Source organism: Nitrospira sp. (assembly GCA_029194675.1).
Taxonomy (GTDB): domain Bacteria; phylum Nitrospirota; class Nitrospiria; order Nitrospirales; family Nitrospiraceae; genus Nitrospira_D.
In genome coordinates this window covers 193,539-210,493 of the sequence record JARFXP010000002.1, presented here as the reverse complement: position 1 = coordinate 210,493, position 16,955 = coordinate 193,539, and the positions used below count along the sequence as shown (strand labels likewise).

At 55.6% G+C, this 16,955-nt stretch carries 19 protein-coding genes; all 19 read right to left on the bottom strand.

Translation table 11 applies throughout. The annotated features are described in order from the left end of the window. Window positions 1–3 precede the first annotated feature (3 nt). The 19 genes from P0120_10015 to P0120_09925 all read right to left on the bottom strand — a co-directional run bounded on the left by P0120_10015 (window position 4) and on the right by P0120_09925 (window position 16,859). Entirely contained in the window at window positions 4–906 is a 903-nt protein-coding gene (locus P0120_10015) for a class I SAM-dependent methyltransferase (protein MDF0674653.1), read from the bottom strand. A gap of 33 nt (window positions 907–939) precedes the next feature. Next, entirely contained in the window at window positions 940–1,830 is an 891-nt protein-coding gene (locus P0120_10010; protein MDF0674652.1) for a glycosyltransferase family A protein, read from the bottom strand. After that, entirely contained in the window at window positions 1,831–3,033 is a 1,203-nt protein-coding gene (locus P0120_10005; protein MDF0674651.1) for a glycosyltransferase, read from the bottom strand. A 4-nt stretch (window positions 3,034–3,037) separates the two neighbouring features. Then, window positions 3,038–3,781: a methyltransferase domain-containing protein gene (locus P0120_10000; GenBank protein ID MDF0674650.1), complete on the bottom strand. Its 744-nt coding sequence runs from the start codon at window positions 3,779–3,781 to the stop codon at window positions 3,038–3,040. Then, window positions 3,774–4,508 carry a DUF268 domain-containing protein gene (locus P0120_09995; GenBank protein MDF0674649.1) on the bottom strand — a complete coding sequence of 245 codons (735 nt, stop codon included), beginning with the start codon at window positions 4,506–4,508 and terminating at the stop codon, window positions 3,774–3,776. The genes P0120_10000 and P0120_09995 overlap by 8 nt, the downstream gene beginning before the upstream one ends. A 288-nt stretch (window positions 4,509–4,796) precedes the next feature. Continuing rightward, window positions 4,797–5,207 carry a HEPN domain-containing protein gene (locus P0120_09990; GenBank protein MDF0674648.1) on the bottom strand — a complete coding sequence of 137 codons (411 nt, stop codon included), beginning with the start codon at window positions 5,205–5,207 and terminating at the stop codon, window positions 4,797–4,799. After that, a complete protein-coding gene (locus P0120_09985) occupies window positions 5,204–5,701 on the bottom strand; it encodes a nucleotidyltransferase domain-containing protein (GenBank protein ID MDF0674647.1) in 498 nt (165 codons plus the stop codon). The genes P0120_09990 and P0120_09985 overlap by 4 nt, the downstream gene beginning before the upstream one ends. Before the next feature lie 173 nt (window positions 5,702–5,874). Beyond that, window positions 5,875–6,777: a glycosyltransferase family 2 protein gene (locus tag P0120_09980; protein MDF0674646.1), complete on the bottom strand. Its 903-nt coding sequence runs from the start codon at window positions 6,775–6,777 to the stop codon at window positions 5,875–5,877. Next, window positions 6,774–7,955 carry a glycosyltransferase gene (locus P0120_09975; protein ID MDF0674645.1) on the bottom strand — a complete coding sequence of 394 codons (1,182 nt, stop codon included), beginning with the start codon at window positions 7,953–7,955 and terminating at the stop codon, window positions 6,774–6,776. The genes P0120_09980 and P0120_09975 overlap by 4 nt, the downstream gene beginning before the upstream one ends. Next, on the bottom strand, window positions 7,931–8,848 hold the full coding sequence (locus P0120_09970) for an NAD-dependent epimerase/dehydratase family protein (GenBank protein MDF0674644.1): 918 nt from the start codon (window positions 8,846–8,848) through the stop codon (window positions 7,931–7,933). The genes P0120_09975 and P0120_09970 overlap by 25 nt, the downstream gene beginning before the upstream one ends. Then, window positions 8,841–9,680, bottom strand: coding sequence for a class I SAM-dependent methyltransferase (locus tag P0120_09965; GenBank protein MDF0674643.1), 840 nt, complete (start codon window positions 9,678–9,680; stop codon window positions 8,841–8,843). Before P0120_09965 ends, P0120_09970 begins: the two co-directional genes overlap by 8 nt. Continuing rightward, window positions 9,652–10,125 (bottom strand): acyltransferase, encoded by a 474-nt coding sequence (locus P0120_09960; protein MDF0674642.1) that lies wholly within the window; start codon window positions 10,123–10,125, stop codon window positions 9,652–9,654. The genes P0120_09965 and P0120_09960 overlap by 29 nt, the downstream gene beginning before the upstream one ends. Before the next feature lie 89 nt (window positions 10,126–10,214). Beyond that, on the bottom strand, window positions 10,215–11,039 hold the full coding sequence (locus tag P0120_09955) for a methyltransferase domain-containing protein (GenBank protein ID MDF0674641.1): 825 nt from the start codon (window positions 11,037–11,039) through the stop codon (window positions 10,215–10,217). Window positions 11,040–11,074: 35 nt separating this feature from the next. After that, window positions 11,075–12,538, bottom strand: a complete 1,464-nt coding sequence (locus P0120_09950; protein ID MDF0674640.1) for a flippase — start codon at window positions 12,536–12,538, stop codon at window positions 11,075–11,077. A 15-nt stretch (window positions 12,539–12,553) separates the two neighbouring features. Then, window positions 12,554–13,066, bottom strand: a complete 513-nt coding sequence (locus tag P0120_09945) for a UpxY family transcription antiterminator (protein MDF0674639.1) — start codon at window positions 13,064–13,066, stop codon at window positions 12,554–12,556. A 59-nt stretch (window positions 13,067–13,125) separates the two neighbouring features. Then, window positions 13,126–13,683, bottom strand: coding sequence for a winged helix-turn-helix transcriptional regulator (locus P0120_09940; protein ID MDF0674638.1), 558 nt, complete (start codon window positions 13,681–13,683; stop codon window positions 13,126–13,128). A gap of 133 nt (window positions 13,684–13,816) precedes the next feature. After that, on the bottom strand, window positions 13,817–14,842 hold the full coding sequence (locus P0120_09935) for a glycosyltransferase family 9 protein (protein ID MDF0674637.1): 1,026 nt from the start codon (window positions 14,840–14,842) through the stop codon (window positions 13,817–13,819). Then, entirely contained in the window at window positions 14,833–15,996 is a 1,164-nt protein-coding gene (gene waaF / locus P0120_09930; protein MDF0674636.1) for a lipopolysaccharide heptosyltransferase II, read from the bottom strand. Before waaF ends, P0120_09935 begins: the two co-directional genes overlap by 10 nt. Beyond that, on the bottom strand, window positions 15,993–16,859 hold the full coding sequence (locus tag P0120_09925) for a class I SAM-dependent methyltransferase (GenBank protein ID MDF0674635.1): 867 nt from the start codon (window positions 16,857–16,859) through the stop codon (window positions 15,993–15,995). Before P0120_09925 ends, waaF begins: the two co-directional genes overlap by 4 nt. Window positions 16,860–16,955 lie beyond the last annotated feature (96 nt).

Here is a 16,955-nt window from a genome sequence, read left to right as displayed (position 1 = left end):
TGGCTACTTCTTAAAGCCCACGGCACACCAGTACGGAATGGAATCGCTGAACGTAATCCGATCAAGGCCGGCTCGTTCCATCATCCGACGAATCTGAACTGCCGTAAACCGCTGTTCAAGCCTGGTCCCAAACCGGTCAAGCGCATCCGTACGCATGACATAAAACGATTGCGAACGATAAGCCGATAAAGGAAAGCCCTCGACCTTCAACCCTATTTGTTCCAAGAACCAACAGAGTCGAGCCAGGGGATAATAGATCGTCGAGGCCATCACCTGGCTCGCCACATACCTCAATCTCATCGGCATCCGGGAAACGTTCTGCCGAGCCACTTCACTGACCCGCCACAGGAGACGAAACCACCAGGGCCGATTGTCGAATGCATAATAGAGATAGAGGAGAAACGGCGCCCCATGTTTGAGTCGTTCGACACAAGCCTGTAACGCCGCTTCGGTATCAGGAATATGGTGCAAAACTCCCAGCGAGTAACCGAAATCCATCAATCTTACGGCCGATGGTAATCGGTCCACCGAGGCCACATGAAACTCGCAATTGGGTGCCTCGTGTAGATTCTCCCGGGCAACCGCAATGGCAGCCTCGCTGGCATCAATGCAATGAAGCCGACCTACTCTTGGCGCCACCAGTCTTGCCCAGCGGCCGCTTCCGCAGCCGAGGTCGAACCCGTGCGCATGGTCGGGCAATAGATGCCAGGGGAAAATGCGGAAATATCGATCAAACAACTGCGCCAGCTCGGCTTCGTCGAGCCGGCGCTGATCGAATCGGGTCCACTCATCCCCAAACCCTTGCACCGTCTCATGGTCGATATTGCGACCCACCAATACTGCGTTCTCCTCCAGTCCGTGACGAAGCTGCAAGGATGGACGGTTCGTTACTTCAAAATCAGCCACAATCGCCTATGCGCCCTCCTTCGCGCCCGATCGTCACGCATCAGTAAAGACAGGACGTTCTAGCGACACCCGAGTCCATATAGATTGCCACTGTTCTCTCTCTGCCCGACCGGCAGGCGCCCACGACTCACGAGATTCCTTTTCGATCGTGCCGCTTAAGTTGAGCATGACATCTCTTGCCATAGCAGCACCATGCATGCCGAGCCCCTTCAGCGCCCAGCCGAACGAGGGAAGGTTCTTCACTCCGGCAAGGAGCCGACGACAATAGTTCAGCCGACCACGGCTCAATTTTCCAGCTTCGATGCCGGCCACACGGTAACCTAAGAGAACCTCCTCCAACGCCGCAAAGCGACTGTAAGAAAAACTTTGAAGAAGGAGCGCTTGATCTTCGCACCGGGTATCTTCGTCGGAATAGGGATGAGATAAGAACCAGGTCCGCTTGCCCATCCAAGTCGGATGGGCAAGCGGAAACCCCCACCATGGTCGTCGACAAATGGCCTCGTGTGAGCTTGCCGTTGGATAGCAACCGATGACCTCGCCTTCCCCCTTGAAAATCACCGCACCGGTTCCCAGCAGATCGATTCCGCGATGCTCTTCAAGGAACTGAACCTGCCGTTCAAGACGCTGCGGATACGCCACGTCGTCGGCATCCATTCTGGCGACATACTGTCCCCTGGCAAGGCGCACACATTGATTCAACCGTGCAGCGAGGCCCAGATTCCCTGACGGCTCTTGAATGAATCGGATTCGGGAATCCTTCACATGCGATATGCTCTCTGCGGTCCGATCAGTCGAGCCATCGTCGACGACGATCAATTCCCAGTCTTGATACGTTTGGGTCAGAATGGACCGCAAGGCAACGTCAATCGTCCCGGACGCGTTGTACGCCGACATCGCAACAGTAACCAGAGGCCGTGCGTTCAATCAACTTTCCCTGTAAAACATCCGACCAGGCCAGCCGGCAGCCCCGTAGGTCCAGGCCCCTCGCAAACGCCAGGAGAGTTCGAAGGTCAGCCGACGTGCAGCGCGCGGACCCCGTCGCTTGCCGAACATCACAGACGCGGCGCCGACCAGAAAAGATCGGATCAGCTTCAGCGCAGGACTTAGGCTGTGGCGATCAGCCGCCGCCTCAAACGTCGTCCAGTCGATCGGCCGTTGAGGTCGTCGTGCCGCACGTTCGTTGAGTTCGGCCAGTATCTCCTCAAAGCGTCGCTCATAGGTATGGTCTCGTCGCACTCGCTCAAAGCCGCGTCGCGCAATCTCATCTCGCCGCTCAGGATGAGAGAGCAGCGATTTGACCTGTTCGACCACCTCGTTGGCACCTTCGAAGGTCAGAACTTCTTCCCCGATGTGGAAATACTGATCGAGGTTCGGGGTCTTCTCAGTCAGAAGACAGCCTCCATATCCCGGCACTTCAAAAATACGTGCCTTGATCTGTCGATTTACAGAATCAGAACGACCGTGCGCTCCATCGCTGAAATTAAGGCTGATCTGCGATTCGCGAATGATTTCCCCCATGCGCTTGGTTTCAACGGGACCTTCCGGCCATCCATGGCCGAAACAGGCGACCTCGATGCCTTCGTGACGAAGCCTGGCGATCATGGCTCGGCGATTCCCATACGCTGCCCCGACAAAGCTCACAGGATATCGACAGGCAGCAGCCGGCAAGGGGAACATCAAGGTATCGGCATTGGCCGCCCACTGAGAAAGACAGACTGAGTTGATGCCGTCTTGATGGTAGCGTTCGATCATCTGCGGGTAGGTCGTCATAAAGAGATCGAATTCCGAACCGATCAGCCTGGAGAACATCCGATATTTCCAGGAATCATCGGTCGACCAATTGACGACCCAGGCCCCCTTGTTCCGGATCGCACGGATGGTCTCGGTCCAGACTTCATAGTGCATCAGAACGCAGAAAAGGACATCCGGGCTCGTCTCCTCCACACGTTTCAACAATGCTTGATTCAAGCGAGAAAAATCATCGTACAGTGTGCGGGACAACGACTCGAAGAAGTGAACCTGATGCCCTAAACGCCGCAAACCAGGAAGAAAGTTCGCGTATTCTGGGCCTTCTCCGCGTGAGGGGTCGCCGTAGGCATGCTCTCCCAATACGCACAAGATTTTCATGACATCACGCCGACCCAGCCCGCCGCGCCGTGACATGGTAGCCGACTGTAAAACGCCTCTCGCGGTCGAACTTATCCAGCCATTTGCAGCACACGGGAACGACCAAGCCGAGGACAGGAAACAACACGATCCACATCGGAAACCAGAGCAGCCGAATACTCACCGGAAGCGAGCTCAACGGACCGGTTGTTTGAATAAACCTTAAGGATTCCTGCCCAAAAAATCGAAACGAGCCCTCGTTCGGTTCAATATTGATTTCCTCGAATCCGGCCGCCTTAAGAAAGCGTTCGTACCACCAGGGTGTATAACCGCCGTAGTAATGGTAGGGCTCTTGATGTATTCCTGATCCAAGCGGCGCGGTGAGAATGAGTATTCCCCCCGGCTGAAGAATCCTCGCTAATTCGTAGACTACCCGGATGGGCTCGGGATGATGCTCCAGCACCTCTGTACAGAGCGCAACTCCAAAGCTGCCGTCAGGTACCGGGATGGCGGTCACATCCGACACGAAGTCGAGCACTCCATAGCCGCCATGTCTCAGCTGGTCACCCCGCAACGGGGCGAGGTCCTGCGTGCGGTAGTCGCAGTGTGTGAACAACGCACGATAGGGACAGGAGCCGGCACCGACATCCAGCACTCTCGTCCCACTCGGCACCAGCGACGCCTGTTGCGCAATCCAACGATCGCGCCGCACCACGTTATAGGCCAACAATTCACTCTGAGCCAGCCAGGCCCGCAGACCGTTACTCACGTACCTTCACAAACTCAAAAAGTCCGCACCCATAGTCGAGATCGGCGGCAGCTTCCGATGGAACCCCCTCGTTGAACTGTCCGGCATCGTCAACAAGCGAAAAAGCTTCGAGCTGGAGCTCCCGGAAGAACCCGCTGACCGTGCTAGACGAGAATACTCGATGCGCGTTGAAACAAACCCGCTCACGTCCGAGCGGCACCGATAGAAACAACGTTCCGCCAGGCTCCAAAACACGCTGTAGCTCTGCAGCAGCCAGAAGGCTCCCAGCCGGATTGATGGGGTCCCCATACCGACCAAGTCCGACATGTTCGAGGACATGGAGGCACGACAATGACGTGATGCTTCCGGTGTGGAAGGGTAACCGAATAATATCCCCACCGAGCGGAAGGAAGTTTGAGAGCTGGACTCGAAGAGGCCGATAGTCAACAAAAACCGTCTTCGCACCGGCACTCAACACGTTCATCATCATGACACTTGAACCGACATCGACATGGAGCGAGGGCTTCTTCTCATGCAATCGCCGCGCGAGCCACGCGGCCTGAAAGAAATAGTGCGGATCAAACGGCGTGGCCACGACACGATCAGCAAGGCATGGGTACGAATCTCGGAAGGAAATCAGTTGTGTGGCGGCCTTCTTATTATAGATGTTCCATTCCACGAGATAGCGAGGCAATGCTCCAAGGCTGGTAAAGAAGTGGGGGCCAAAAAACGCTGCACCCCACCGCACGATCGCACTGTTGCGGAAACGATGTCTCACGACGGCGGTGGCAAAGCGACTATCCTATTAGAGGCAGTCCGAAAACGACGGTGAGAGATGAAGATTTGCTAATAGTTTTGGGCAAATCCCCGATCCTCGAAGGACCACCCCGACACCCACGCGTAGCCGCATCCCCTCTACAACGGTATTCCCGTACATTGAGCAAATCTTGGAAAGGTTCACATAGCTTTTCGCGGTATCACATACTGCGGCTTTCAGCAGCTGACTCCGATGCATCGCGAGCGGGGTGTGTCCTCTTTACATGCGAATAGCGCACTTCGCCGTTTCAAGGACCCGTTGCGCTTCTTGCCGAGCTTTCCGCGCGTCCTCCGCTGAATACTCCTCCGTGGGAATAAAATCGATATCTCCATAGAAGGCTAGCTCTCGTTCTTTACGCAACCGCTTTGAAATATCCGCCAGGTCCGCCAGTTGTGCTTGGACGTCCATAGGAAATCGTTCTCGATGCTCGAGTAGCAAACCTCCGACATCATGAAGCTTCGGCGGTTCGATGCCGATCGTTCTCAGCATGCCCTTCAGCGCCAATTCCACCAATTCCTGCGCCTCCCGCACAACGTCTGAATACGCTCCTTTCTTGAGCAGCACATCAAGCACATCCAAACGATCTGAGGCCTTCCTTAGATAGCTCTTGGCCAAGGATTCATTCGTCACAGCTCGAACACCTCACCGGGACGATAGTCCGGCTTGAGATCCCAATACCAGGCATTGCCCTTCCAGACCCGTTTGGCGCCGAGTTGAGTGAGCTTGCTCCGGAGACGAGTAAGTTCGTTCGCAAAAAATCCGCTTCGATCGTAGAGCACCAGGGCATCTTCAACCATATCCAGAAATAGCGGACTCCCAGCCTGAACTTCGTGAGCGGTTTTGAAGACGGGTGACAGGGAGGTATGAACGCCACAGGCCGCTGCTCTCCTGAAAGCCTCCTTCAACGATTCTTCAACAGTCTCGAATTCGCGAACCCGATTCAATCGGCCGTTGGGAAGAGCATCCGCCACGATCAACAGATCCACGTCGGAGTCATGCCGCATCGTGCCGCGTGCCACCGATCCATAGAGCACGACCGAGATGAGCCGATCACCGTAAAAGGATCGAGCGGCAGAAACCGTCCGGTCCACTACAGCGGCGAATGCTTCTTTTAGATCACCCACGCATCACCTCGCGCAGATACCTCCACCTGCTGAATAAGTCGCACCCCTCAGCCCAAGCAATGTCGCTTTTCCTTCCGTGAGAGAAGTCCATGAACTCCCTGGAAGTGGTCCACGAACGACTGCCACCATGCTTCCATGGAACCGTCGGGGTCGATTATGAGGAAGGAAGCCTGTCATAAGTCGGCGCAGCGCGTTATTTTCTTTTGCCAGGGTCGGTTCGGGCCGGCTTCCAACGGCCAATATTGGAGGCACGGCAACGCCTCAACGGGCTGTCCAACAAGATCATCTCGCCGCCAACGTCGCTGGGAGACATGCACTCGCCACCGGATCGCGGCCTCGTACCAAGCACAACGAAAAGATCTTCCCAATTTGGACCCTGGCAATCCATCAAGCACCGCGCGACGGAGATCCTCCCGTTCCCTCCGATAGACATCAGACCCGGAGATCGATTTCTGGCCGGCATGACGGCGAAACGCGCTGAAGGTCAGAGGAACATATCGGCATGTTCCATGAAGCGCCATTCGAAGAAACAGATCGAAGTCCGCCGCATACCGAACAGCGGGATTCATCCCACCGACGCGCTCATACAACTCTCGCCGCCAAAAACACGCATCTTGGAGCGGCGTCCATCCTCCGTATAACATGGCATTTTGAAGAGCTTTTACATATCCCCTGCTGAAACAAATCACGTGCCCTTCTTCATCGACGTAGAAATCATCCCCAAAAATCATATCGGCTCCGGTGTCAGTCAACGCTTGTCGAGCTTCGTCCACAGCTCCCGGCAACAACAGATCACCGGAATTGATCCAACACAGAACGTCGCCTGTCGCCCGGGCGAACCCCTTCGCCAATGCGTCCGCATAGCCTTGATCCGGCTCGCTGACCCAACCGGTCAGCCATGATTCATACCGCTTAATGATATCGACGCTCCCATCCTTCGAGCCGCCGTCGATGATGAAGTATTCGTCACCGGATGAGAGATTGCGCAAGACCGACTCCACGGTTTGGGACAGATATGGGCCGAGGTTGAGATTCGGTGTCACCACCGTGACGGCCAACCGGGGGAACTGGTTCATACTGCAGCCTCTAGGACGATGTCCTCATAGGCTGTGGCGAACGCTCGACGGCGTTCCGGCAAAGAGGCCTGGGCTTCCCGAATCGCCTCGCGCTCAACGCCGGAATCGTATGACTCCAGCGCCGCAAATATTCCGGCTGCCAGTTCTTCGGCGTTGTCCGGCGAAAAGTACCAGCTTCGTGTCGGGGCCTGTTCCCGATGCACGGCAAGATCCGACAACAGGACCATCTTACCGAGCGATTTCGCCTCCTCCACCGTGGTGCTCCATCCTTCAAACCGGGATGGATTGATGACCGCCACCGAACCGACCATAAGAGCGTACAGATCTTCGTACGCCACCGTACCCAGCATGGTGAAACACCCCTCGACACCCCCGTCGCGTACCCGTTGCATGAGCGTATTGAAGTATGCCGGCTGACGGTGGTCGGAGGTGTTGCCGGTGGCGACCACTCGCGCCTTCACACCTCGTTTCTGCAAAAGTCGGAGGGCCTCCACCACCAGCACATGATTCTTATGATTCCAGAACTGGTTCGGCAAATGAAAATAGGGCTGGTTAACCCCCAGCCGCCTCGCAGTGGCAAATACCACCTCCTCGGAAGGAGCCATGGCATCAGCGACGAAGTGAAGGACCTTTGCCTTGCTGGCACATCGCCGATCAAGGGCTTCCAGATCTTGTCGGGCATCCTGGCTTGAGAGAATCACGACAGGACATACGCGGCAGAATAGTTTGCGTTTTCTGACCCTGGCTCTGATCTCCGTTGAGGAGAAAAATTCAGGAAGGTGTCGCTCCTGAAAATCCGGTATCCAGCCGAGCGCCGGAATCCGCCTCAAACCACCGAAGAATCCTTGGTGGGAGAGCGCCTGGATGCCATGACGCCGAAGAAGACTTTCCAACAAGAGGTCTCTTCCGCACAGCTTGGCGATGATGCGACGAGCATTCCATGACGAACTTCCCGCATCCAGGAACGATGAGCGTACTGTGGTTTGAGCAGGAAACTGCGCCAACACGCTCTCCTCCGTGCGTTCACCGCCGAAGATGACCGGTTCAATGCGAGGATGCGGCAAGTCTCTCAATGCACGGAGAAGATTTCTGAAGTAACTGACTCCCCCCAGCCATGTTGATCCGTCAAACGTCAGGATAAAGCCGACACGAATCACAACCCCCGAGCCTTGAACCATTGGGCGTACGCTTGCACGCCGTCCCGCCAGCCGACCTTCGAACGCCAACCCCACCGCCGTGCCGCGTCCACATCAGCCCGATAGTGGAGCGGATCTCCCTGTCGAGCCATTCCGGAAAAGATCGGTTTCTCACGGATACCAAGACCATACAGCAGCACTTCCAACACCTCGGCGATCGTTGGGGAATCGCCCGTGCCTCCGTTGACCACCGGAGAAAGCGATGATGCATACTCGACCGCAGTGAACAGTAACTCAGCCGCATCTATGACGTGAAGCCAGTCGCGTGTCTCCTCGCCCGACCCGGCAAAAGTCAGAGCACCACTCGCGGCTTTGTTGCACGCGTCCCACAACAACTGCTTCCGTAAGTTGTCCCCATACACGGAGAAGAATCGTACGACCGCAGAAGAGACTCCATATTGCGCTCCATACATCCGGCACAACGTTTCCCCGAACATTTTGTGGACACCGTATGGGGACACTGGATTTAATGGACCATCTTCTCGAATGGCCTGTGTTCCTCCTTGCCCGTAAACTGCTGCGCTTGACAGTAGCACGAGCCGCGCAAGCGGTGCGCGCAGTCTCACGTATTCCAAGACAGCCGCCACAGTGCCCGCACTCCGTTGAAAATCTTGATACGGATGGCTCAACGAATACCCGACGGTCCCGCTGCCAGCGCAATGGACGAGGGCGTCGGGCGCCGCTACCAACGCCGAGAGCGCATCGAACGAGATGTCGGCTGCATGCCACTCCCCTATACCCCATGACCGGGCTTCCTCGAAAGACCATGTGCCATGGCCCAATCCTGTGACGGACCATCCGGCTTCTGAAAACCGCCTGGCGACATGCCGACCAATGAATCCCGCCGCACCCGTGATGAGAACCTTGCTAGGCATCCGACGGCTTCTCGGCTATGAATGAAAAGTGACGGCCCGGCTGGTCGAGGCGCTTCCCAAGCCAGTCGATCATGAATCCGGGGACTAGTGCCGTCGAGGGCAAATACAGTCGCTCCGCAATTCGCCGCTTCAATTCAGCCCGTGAATCGGGAAACAAATTGATATCGGACGCGTAGGGATTCAACACGTGAGTCATCTTGAGACCTGCGGCTTGGATCGCAGCCTGATATTCGCTGAGGAGATAGGCGTGCTCGCCGCCGTACAAGCGATGGAGGGGATGAGACTCAAGAAATGCGGGGAGATCAGCTTTCCGGGAAATCACATGTTCTCTCGTGGCAATGGATCTTCCCCCTGGTCTGAGCACCCGACTGACTTCTTGGCACAGTGCAGAAAGATTGTGCGCATGATGGAGCACGGCGCGACAATGAACGAGATCGAAGCAGTGATCTGGGAACGGAAGCGCTTCGCCATACTGAGTTACCACTTCGATAGGAAGACCTGTCTCCTTAGCCAATTTTCTGATGGCCTCAGCTCCGACAACAGCGCTCGGATCAGGTTCCACCGCGGTTACTCGCCATCCGTCGCGTGCCAATGCGTAGGAAGCGATGCCTCGGCCGGCGCCGAGGTCGAGCGCGTGACCCCGCTCCTTTGGAAGATAGAGACACACTGCTCGCCACTCCGTACTTAAATGGTAGCGTTGTGCCGCTTCCAGCAGTGGATCGTCGTAGAAGCACGCCCGCACAAGTGCCAGCTGATCGGGTTGGTGACGAAGCCGGAGCACGGCCTCTTCCCACGATGACAATTCAGGCGCGTTCCGCGTGTGTGAGTTCACGAATGACTCGTGCCGGATTTCCAGCACAGATAGTCCAGGGAGGAATAGAGGTTGTCACGACACTACCCGCTCCTATGATGGCCCCTTGCCCAATCATGACCCCTTTAAGGATTACAGATGAACATCCGATCCACACATCGTCGCAAATCTCCACCGGTTGTTCGTCCAGATCCAATACCTTGGGATGTCCCTTTTCGAGGATAGCCCGGTAGTGATCATGGCGGGCACGAGCCGCGATTGGATGAGTCAGATTATCAAGAATCGTGACAAGATGGGCGATCAGGACTCGGTCGCCGATGTGAATGTGAGCAGATGACCATAGCCTGCTCTGTTCACCGATATAGCAGTAGTTGCCGATCGTGATTTGCCCGCCGTGAGCAAAGGTTAGCAGCTCGCCCCGAACGTGCGTGAATGCGCCGATTTGTATGTGTTCGGGGGAACGCATGTTCGTGATCTTCGCTTCCGAATGAAAAACTACTCCGGGCTCCGACTTGACCGTCCGGCGCTTCCTGTAAGCCCGCAACCTACTCAACATTACTTGAGGAGATCTAAACAGACGACCGCCCTGGATGCCGCAGCAAAGTCAGCGTCATAGGTAGTGGTGTTATGAATGTCGAAATAGGTCGAGCCGGCAGATTGCTCGCGCGTCGACACCGTCCACCCCTCGGGCAAGTATCTGAAGTGAAATTCTTCAAACGAGTTGGGAGCAAACTCGTTAATGAGTGCATCAACCATAGGCGCATCGAATATCTGAAACCACCCATGAGTCTTGGCTTTTCCGAACGGAACACTCACGTACAAATGTCCTCCGGGCCTCAGAATGCGCCTGAGTTCTCGTACCGCACCCAAATAGGCAAGAGGAGCATCCTCTTTTTTTGAGGCATCACCCGTGTAAAGCATGGTGTTGTCCATCCCAACATGTTCCAAGGTTGAGAGGCTGACGGTCCAATCGAAGTAGTCGTTCTTAAAGCCGCTGTCTCGAAGATCCTCGTAAACATAGGACACACCCAACGCATTAAATGAAATGGGCTCCGGCGCAAGAGTAGAAATGAACACACGTTTGTTCCTGAATACATCTCGTTCTAGAAAGAAGCGATGGTTGAGAACAGATCCCGCATCTAACAGTACCCCCTCATCAGCACGAAGACGGTTGAACAACCAGGGATACTCAATCACCCGTTCGTCAAGTCGGAAGCCGTAGCGTTGAGGAAGTCGGTCGGCGTTAAAAAGTCCATGATCAAGTATTCGCTGTATCTCCCTTTGTCGATGTTCACCATACCCTCTGGACCATGGTCGACGACCGGTATGTAGATACGCCTGTCGATTAATCTCACCCTTGAACGCGCGCCAGAATTTCATCCATCCACCTGCGCGCGCGGTTGAAGACACCCGCTTCAGCGCCATAGCACTGCGAGCATTCTTGGATAAAACAGACTCCTGACCATCAAATTGAGACATCTACGCGACACGACATTTTGGAACAGGAAGCAAGTGGCTATCCCATATGCGATCAAAGAAGCCCACGCAGCCCCGACAATTCCGTACCGGGGTATCCAGAGAACATTTAACATAATATTGACGGCCGCACCCAACGCCGTCCTCTGCAACAAAATACTGTTGAGGCCCTCAAGGAGGAGGTATTGACCGCTGGCAACCCCCAACGACGCAAATACCAATGCCCAGATATGAATCTGCAAGACCGGAGCAGCCGAAGCGAAGTTCGGCCCGAAGACAAACTGTATCAGCGGATTGGCGAAAACTGATATGGGTACAGCAATGAGAATCGCACCGATAGCCACTATTGAGAACATCTCCTCCACTCGCGCGAGATAATTCGCGCCATCCGATTCCCTTGCCTGCACCAGAGCCGGCACCAACGACATCACAAACGCACTCGGAATGAAATAAAACACCTCTGAGATTTTGGTCGCAACGGTGTACATGCCGACTGCTTCGTCATTCAACATTTCGCCGAGCAGAACTTGATCGATCCGCATATACAGAATAATCACCATCGCGGACAACGCCAGCGGGAAGGAATCCTTCAGCAACGTACGAACTCGTCCGAAATGGACCCGCCACGCTTTGAGCTCTCCCCCCAACCACATAAATACGCCGAGAAGAGCGACGCTCCCCACCACGGCTTCGGCAGGCCCCATCCATGCGAATGCGATCAGTGGGGCTCCAGCGAGTATGAGGCCGGACTTCCCCAAAGCCCCTGCGGTGATTGCAATCATCTTAGGAAGAACAGAGAGCCTCGACTTGAGTGACGAGCGAAACCACATGTCGATAACATCCACACTTTGAAACATAAACACGCTAGCAAACAGAAACACCAGCCAAAAGCTAAGCGGATCATCAGGCCTGATCCACGAAATCACCGTTATAGCCAGAATGAAGGCTGCACCTGACCCTACAAATTTGATCAGCCACGCACTGCCTAATGTGAGTTCCTTGGTATGAGGCGCCCGTGCAAGATCACGGACTATCACGTTATCAAGTCCCAGCGTGGACAGTCCCGAAAACAGTGCGGCAAACGCCGTCGCAAAACTGAGTTGCCCGAATTGTTGCGGGCCAAGATACCGTGCCATCCACACGTTCACAACTACACTGATACTCAATCGATAAACATGATCGGACGACAGCCAAAAGGCGTTCGTCATCACTCTCTGAGCAGCGATCCGGCCCTCGAAACGACGCCGCAACACCGTCGGCAATAGCCTCACCCACCACGAATCCATACGTTCAGTTGCCCAGAGACGCCCGCGATCTTGCAGCCGCTGAGAGTCCAGAAAATCCTTTTGCTTGAGACCCTGTTGGATCAGGCACCGGCCTCCTATTATTTCCCGGTTGATCATGCAGCATCTGCTGCTTCACATCGGTACGACATCGTTCACGTCGATTTCTACTACTGCAGCCTGCTGGACCACTCGAACTCCGATCACAAGTCGATGTCGCTTTTCCTTCCGTAACAGAATGCCTTGAACTCCCTGCAAAGGGCCACGAACAACCTCCACCCTCATCCCTTCATGGAGATAGGGATGTGGATCATACGGAAGAACGCTCATCATGAGGCGGCGTAGCGCATCGATTTCTTGCTCAGGGATCGGTTCGGGTCGACTTCCGCTGCCGACGATTTCGACGACGCCCACGATCTTTTGCACCGGCGTCTTTTCGAGCTGAGAAAACCGCACGAAACAATAGCCGGAGAACAGCGGGACCTCGATTTCCTTTTTCCTGTCTTTCCACTGGCTCAGCCGTTTGATCGTCGGCAGCAACGGCTCGATTCCTCGCTTGTCTAATTGATCTCGTACCAGTTTTTCATGACGTGATTTGGTACGGAGTGCGTACCAGTGAAGATGGTCTGCCTCGTTTGTTCGGTTCATTCGGACACAGCTCCGCCCTTTCACTTACAGGGAACAAAAAAACAACCGCTCCGCAGCACTCAGAATGATGGGACCAGCGCTATGATCTTGCTGTCCGGAACGAGGCGCTGTTGCAATGTCGTACGGTGCCCCGCTGCCTGGTCGAAATCCGCCAGGAACACTGCATCGAATTCCCATTCGCTCAACACCTCAGGCGGCCAGACCGGATAGGATAAAAACGCCTCCTGCCGGCTATCATCTACGAATCCAACCAAGGTCATATGCATTTCTCGGAGCGACAGATATGCCATCTCCGCCAGTTCACCGATTCCATAAATGACGACCCGTTTCGTTCCGTTTTGGGCCGTATCGGACAGCGCTTCTCGTAGCCGCGCACGCATATCGCGGTAGTGAGACAGGGAATACTCCATATAGAGATAGGCCAGCCTGGATTTCTCAGCAAGCCCTTGTGGCGTCAATACATACCGAACTCGGTGTGAGGGAATCGTGGCTATTTTAATATAGCCCTTCCGCGCCAACCGTTTAAGATAGAGATTCGTCAAGCCTAGAGCAACCCCTAGCTTTGTCGCAAGAGACCGCTGGGTGACCGCACCATCGCGCTCCAGCTCGCTCAGCAAGAGAAGATCTCGTTGCCCCTGGAGATTCATATAGTTAGATGGCCATACCCAACGTTCAGAATATGAACGTAGAAGCGCATTGGAGTCAAGCGCGGCATCCAGAAACAACTCTCCACAGCAACGATGAGACGTCTTACATATGAATCACGGTAAGCGCTGACGGGGCCTCTGAGACCTTGGTGATCGCGGACGTGACCTTTGCAACAGTGAATCGATCAAGACAATCCCAGTAGGGGCAGACCTCCCCGATACATTTTTCGCAAGTGGGAACATCCGGTCGCAGCAAGACTCCCGTCCCAAGAGGTTTCCATCTCACAGGCAAGTTGTTTCGTCGCGGGTCAAACAAGGTGACGGCGGGGACACCTAGGGCTGCCGCCAGATGAGCCGGTCCTGTCGCTCCTGAGACGACGACATGAGCATTGGCGATCACCGACATCAGCTCCCGCAACGACAGAGTACCCATAAGATCCACTACCCCTGAGGAAAACGTCGTAAACGGCAGCGGACCTTTGCCGAACTCCGCTCGCTCCTGATCGCTTCCTGTGAGCAGGACACCATACCCTTTTTCCGTCAATGCAACGACCAGGTCACGGTAATGGTCCAGCCGCCAGCGGCGCGCAGAAACTCCTCCCGGGTGGACCACGACGCGAGGACTCGGCAGTCGCGACCACCGAGCTGCACCGGCGTCCCGTTCCGCTTCCGTCAAGGTGAGTACGGGCGGGATTACAGGCTGGGGGCGCAATCCCAACCCTTTCAGCATTTCAACGTTGTATTCCGACTCATGCTTCGAAAATTCGCTGCGATGTTCGTAAACATGGCGGTTGGCCAATAGGCTATACCAACGGTACCTCGTCGCAACTCGAATTGGGACAGCAGTCACCCATGCGGCCCACATCAGACGACGAAAGGGCTTCAGAAAAATCGCCGCCTCAACTCCTTGTGTAAAGGCGCGACGGAGTTCTTTGAATGGGTCCATGAAGCGAATCGTTCGCACATAGTCCACATCGGGATGGCGATCGAGGAGCGGCGCGACCGTAGGACTGGTGAGAAAACCGATCGTGACCCCCGGCACAAGCCGCCTGAGTTGGGTCGCCACGGGAAGCGAGAGCAGGACGTCACCGATACCGTCCGGGCGAACGATGAGGACATTCATCGACATGGTACGTGAGCCGCCAACAGCGGTCGTATCAGATCGACCACGTGGGTCGGTTTAATGAGATGAAGGCATTCCAATTCAGGATCATGTCTGCAGACACGACTGAAACAAGGGCTACAGGATACCTGACCGGCTAATACATGATGGCCGGCCCCATAGGGACCGGTCCGAACCGCACTGGTCGGGCCAAACATCGCAATGACCGGAACTCCAAGCGCGGCGGCAACGTGCATCGGTCCGGAATCGTTGGTGATCATGACGGTCGCCTTAGAAAGCAGGGCCGGTAAGTACCCCAATGGGATCTCACCGCTCAGATCGATGAATGGGCGGTCTGTCAGAGTTCTCACCTTATTGGTGTAGGCACGTTCATCCGCACCTCCTATCATGACGATCGGATCAAGCTGTGTCTCATGCAGCTGATCCACGACGGCGGCGAAGGACGCCTGCGGCCAGCGCTTTGTCGGCCAGCGCGCCCCCATGTTCATGGCGACCCATGGCCTGTCCACCGAAAAGCCTCTGCGCCGGCAGAGCTCCCGGACGGCCGCCATGTCCTCCTCCGACAACCTGAACCCAAATCGCGGTTTGTCCGGCAGAGCTGCTCCCAACGCCGCGGCAACCGAAAGATATCGGTCGACGGCGTGGATATCGGGGCTGAGCACCGGTACGCGCTGAGTATAAAACCATGGGCTCCCTTCCCTCGCATTCGCGAATCCGATACGCGTCGGTGCGCCGCTGAAACGTGCCAAAATGCCGCTGCGAAACAGGCCTTGCAAATCGATGGCGAGGTCAAACCGCTCTGCTCGCAGTGCCTGGCCTTCTTTGATCCAACTCTTCACCGTCATCTCCACAGGCCAAACACGGTCGACTTCCTCCGCGCGCTCGACAAGGTCAGCCCACTGGCGCTTCACCACCCACGTAATATGCGATCCCGGCCATTGCGTTTTGATCGCCGAGACGACTGGAAACGCGTGAACGATATCCCCAAGAGAACTGGGCTTGATCAAAAGGATACGGGCGCTCTTCAACGCCGATGAGGCACGACTATCCGGAAAGTTGACGGATGGTACCGGACAACCTTCCGGCGAACCCCGCTCGTCGGAGACTGAAGACAAGGAAGAACGCACGTCATGAATCCTTGCACGGTCTGATCTCTTCATGGCCGCCCTACGGAACGGGGCTGCAGCTGAGAAGAATAGAGTTTGTCGAGCAGTGCCTTACCGTTCCGTTCGCCCGCAGTATCTCGCCTCTCTTGGAGTGTTCGGCAGAGGCGCTGCCAAACACGAACGTAAGGCGACGGCGTCAAGTGGCGCCGCACGTTGCTGTGCTGATGCACGATCCTCGAGATCCATTCGCAGTTGCCGGGAATCGAGGCGTCGTAACGATCTTGGACCAACGGCTCCATGCGAGAGAGGAACATCGTGATGTTCCCACCGTCGCCGGAGATCAGATGCTTGACCTCGTACAACCCCTGTTTCTTGGCCAACCTGCGCAATGACACCACGTTGAAATTATAGAGATGGGCTTCATGGAAAGTACTGTGAGGAGCCTGGCAGGTTGCCTCCACATTCGGAACTTCCACCACAAGCGTACCGTCTGGTTTCAGCCAGGATCGGAGCAGGGCTAAGATGGAACCCGGATCTTCCGTGTGTTCGAGCACATGCCAGATCGTCACCGCGTCGAACGATTCCGGTGCAAACACCGCCTCTTGCACGAACCCGACCTGAACCGCGAGCCCATATTCACGTATGGAATAGTCGGCATACCCTCTATTCGGTTCAATCCCGTTCACGTCATGTCCCAACGATTGAAGCAGGTAAGCGAATTCTCCTCCGCCGGTGCCGACATCCAGAACCGTTCTCCGACTCGACAGCAACGGTTCAATCTTCTCGAATCGCGATAGGGCCACATGGCCCGCGCGCAAGACATGTTTCGGTTTCGGGCTGTAGCTGTGTTTATAGGAGAGTCGATACTCTTCCTCGTAAAACCGCCTGGCGTCATGAGGACGTGGGTCCGACCACACGAGCCCACAGCCTTGACAAATGACGGTCCGTAAAGGCTTCCCGCTTCGGCTTCTGTTCGAAAGAACCGACACCTCGGTACCACCACAAAGGTTACA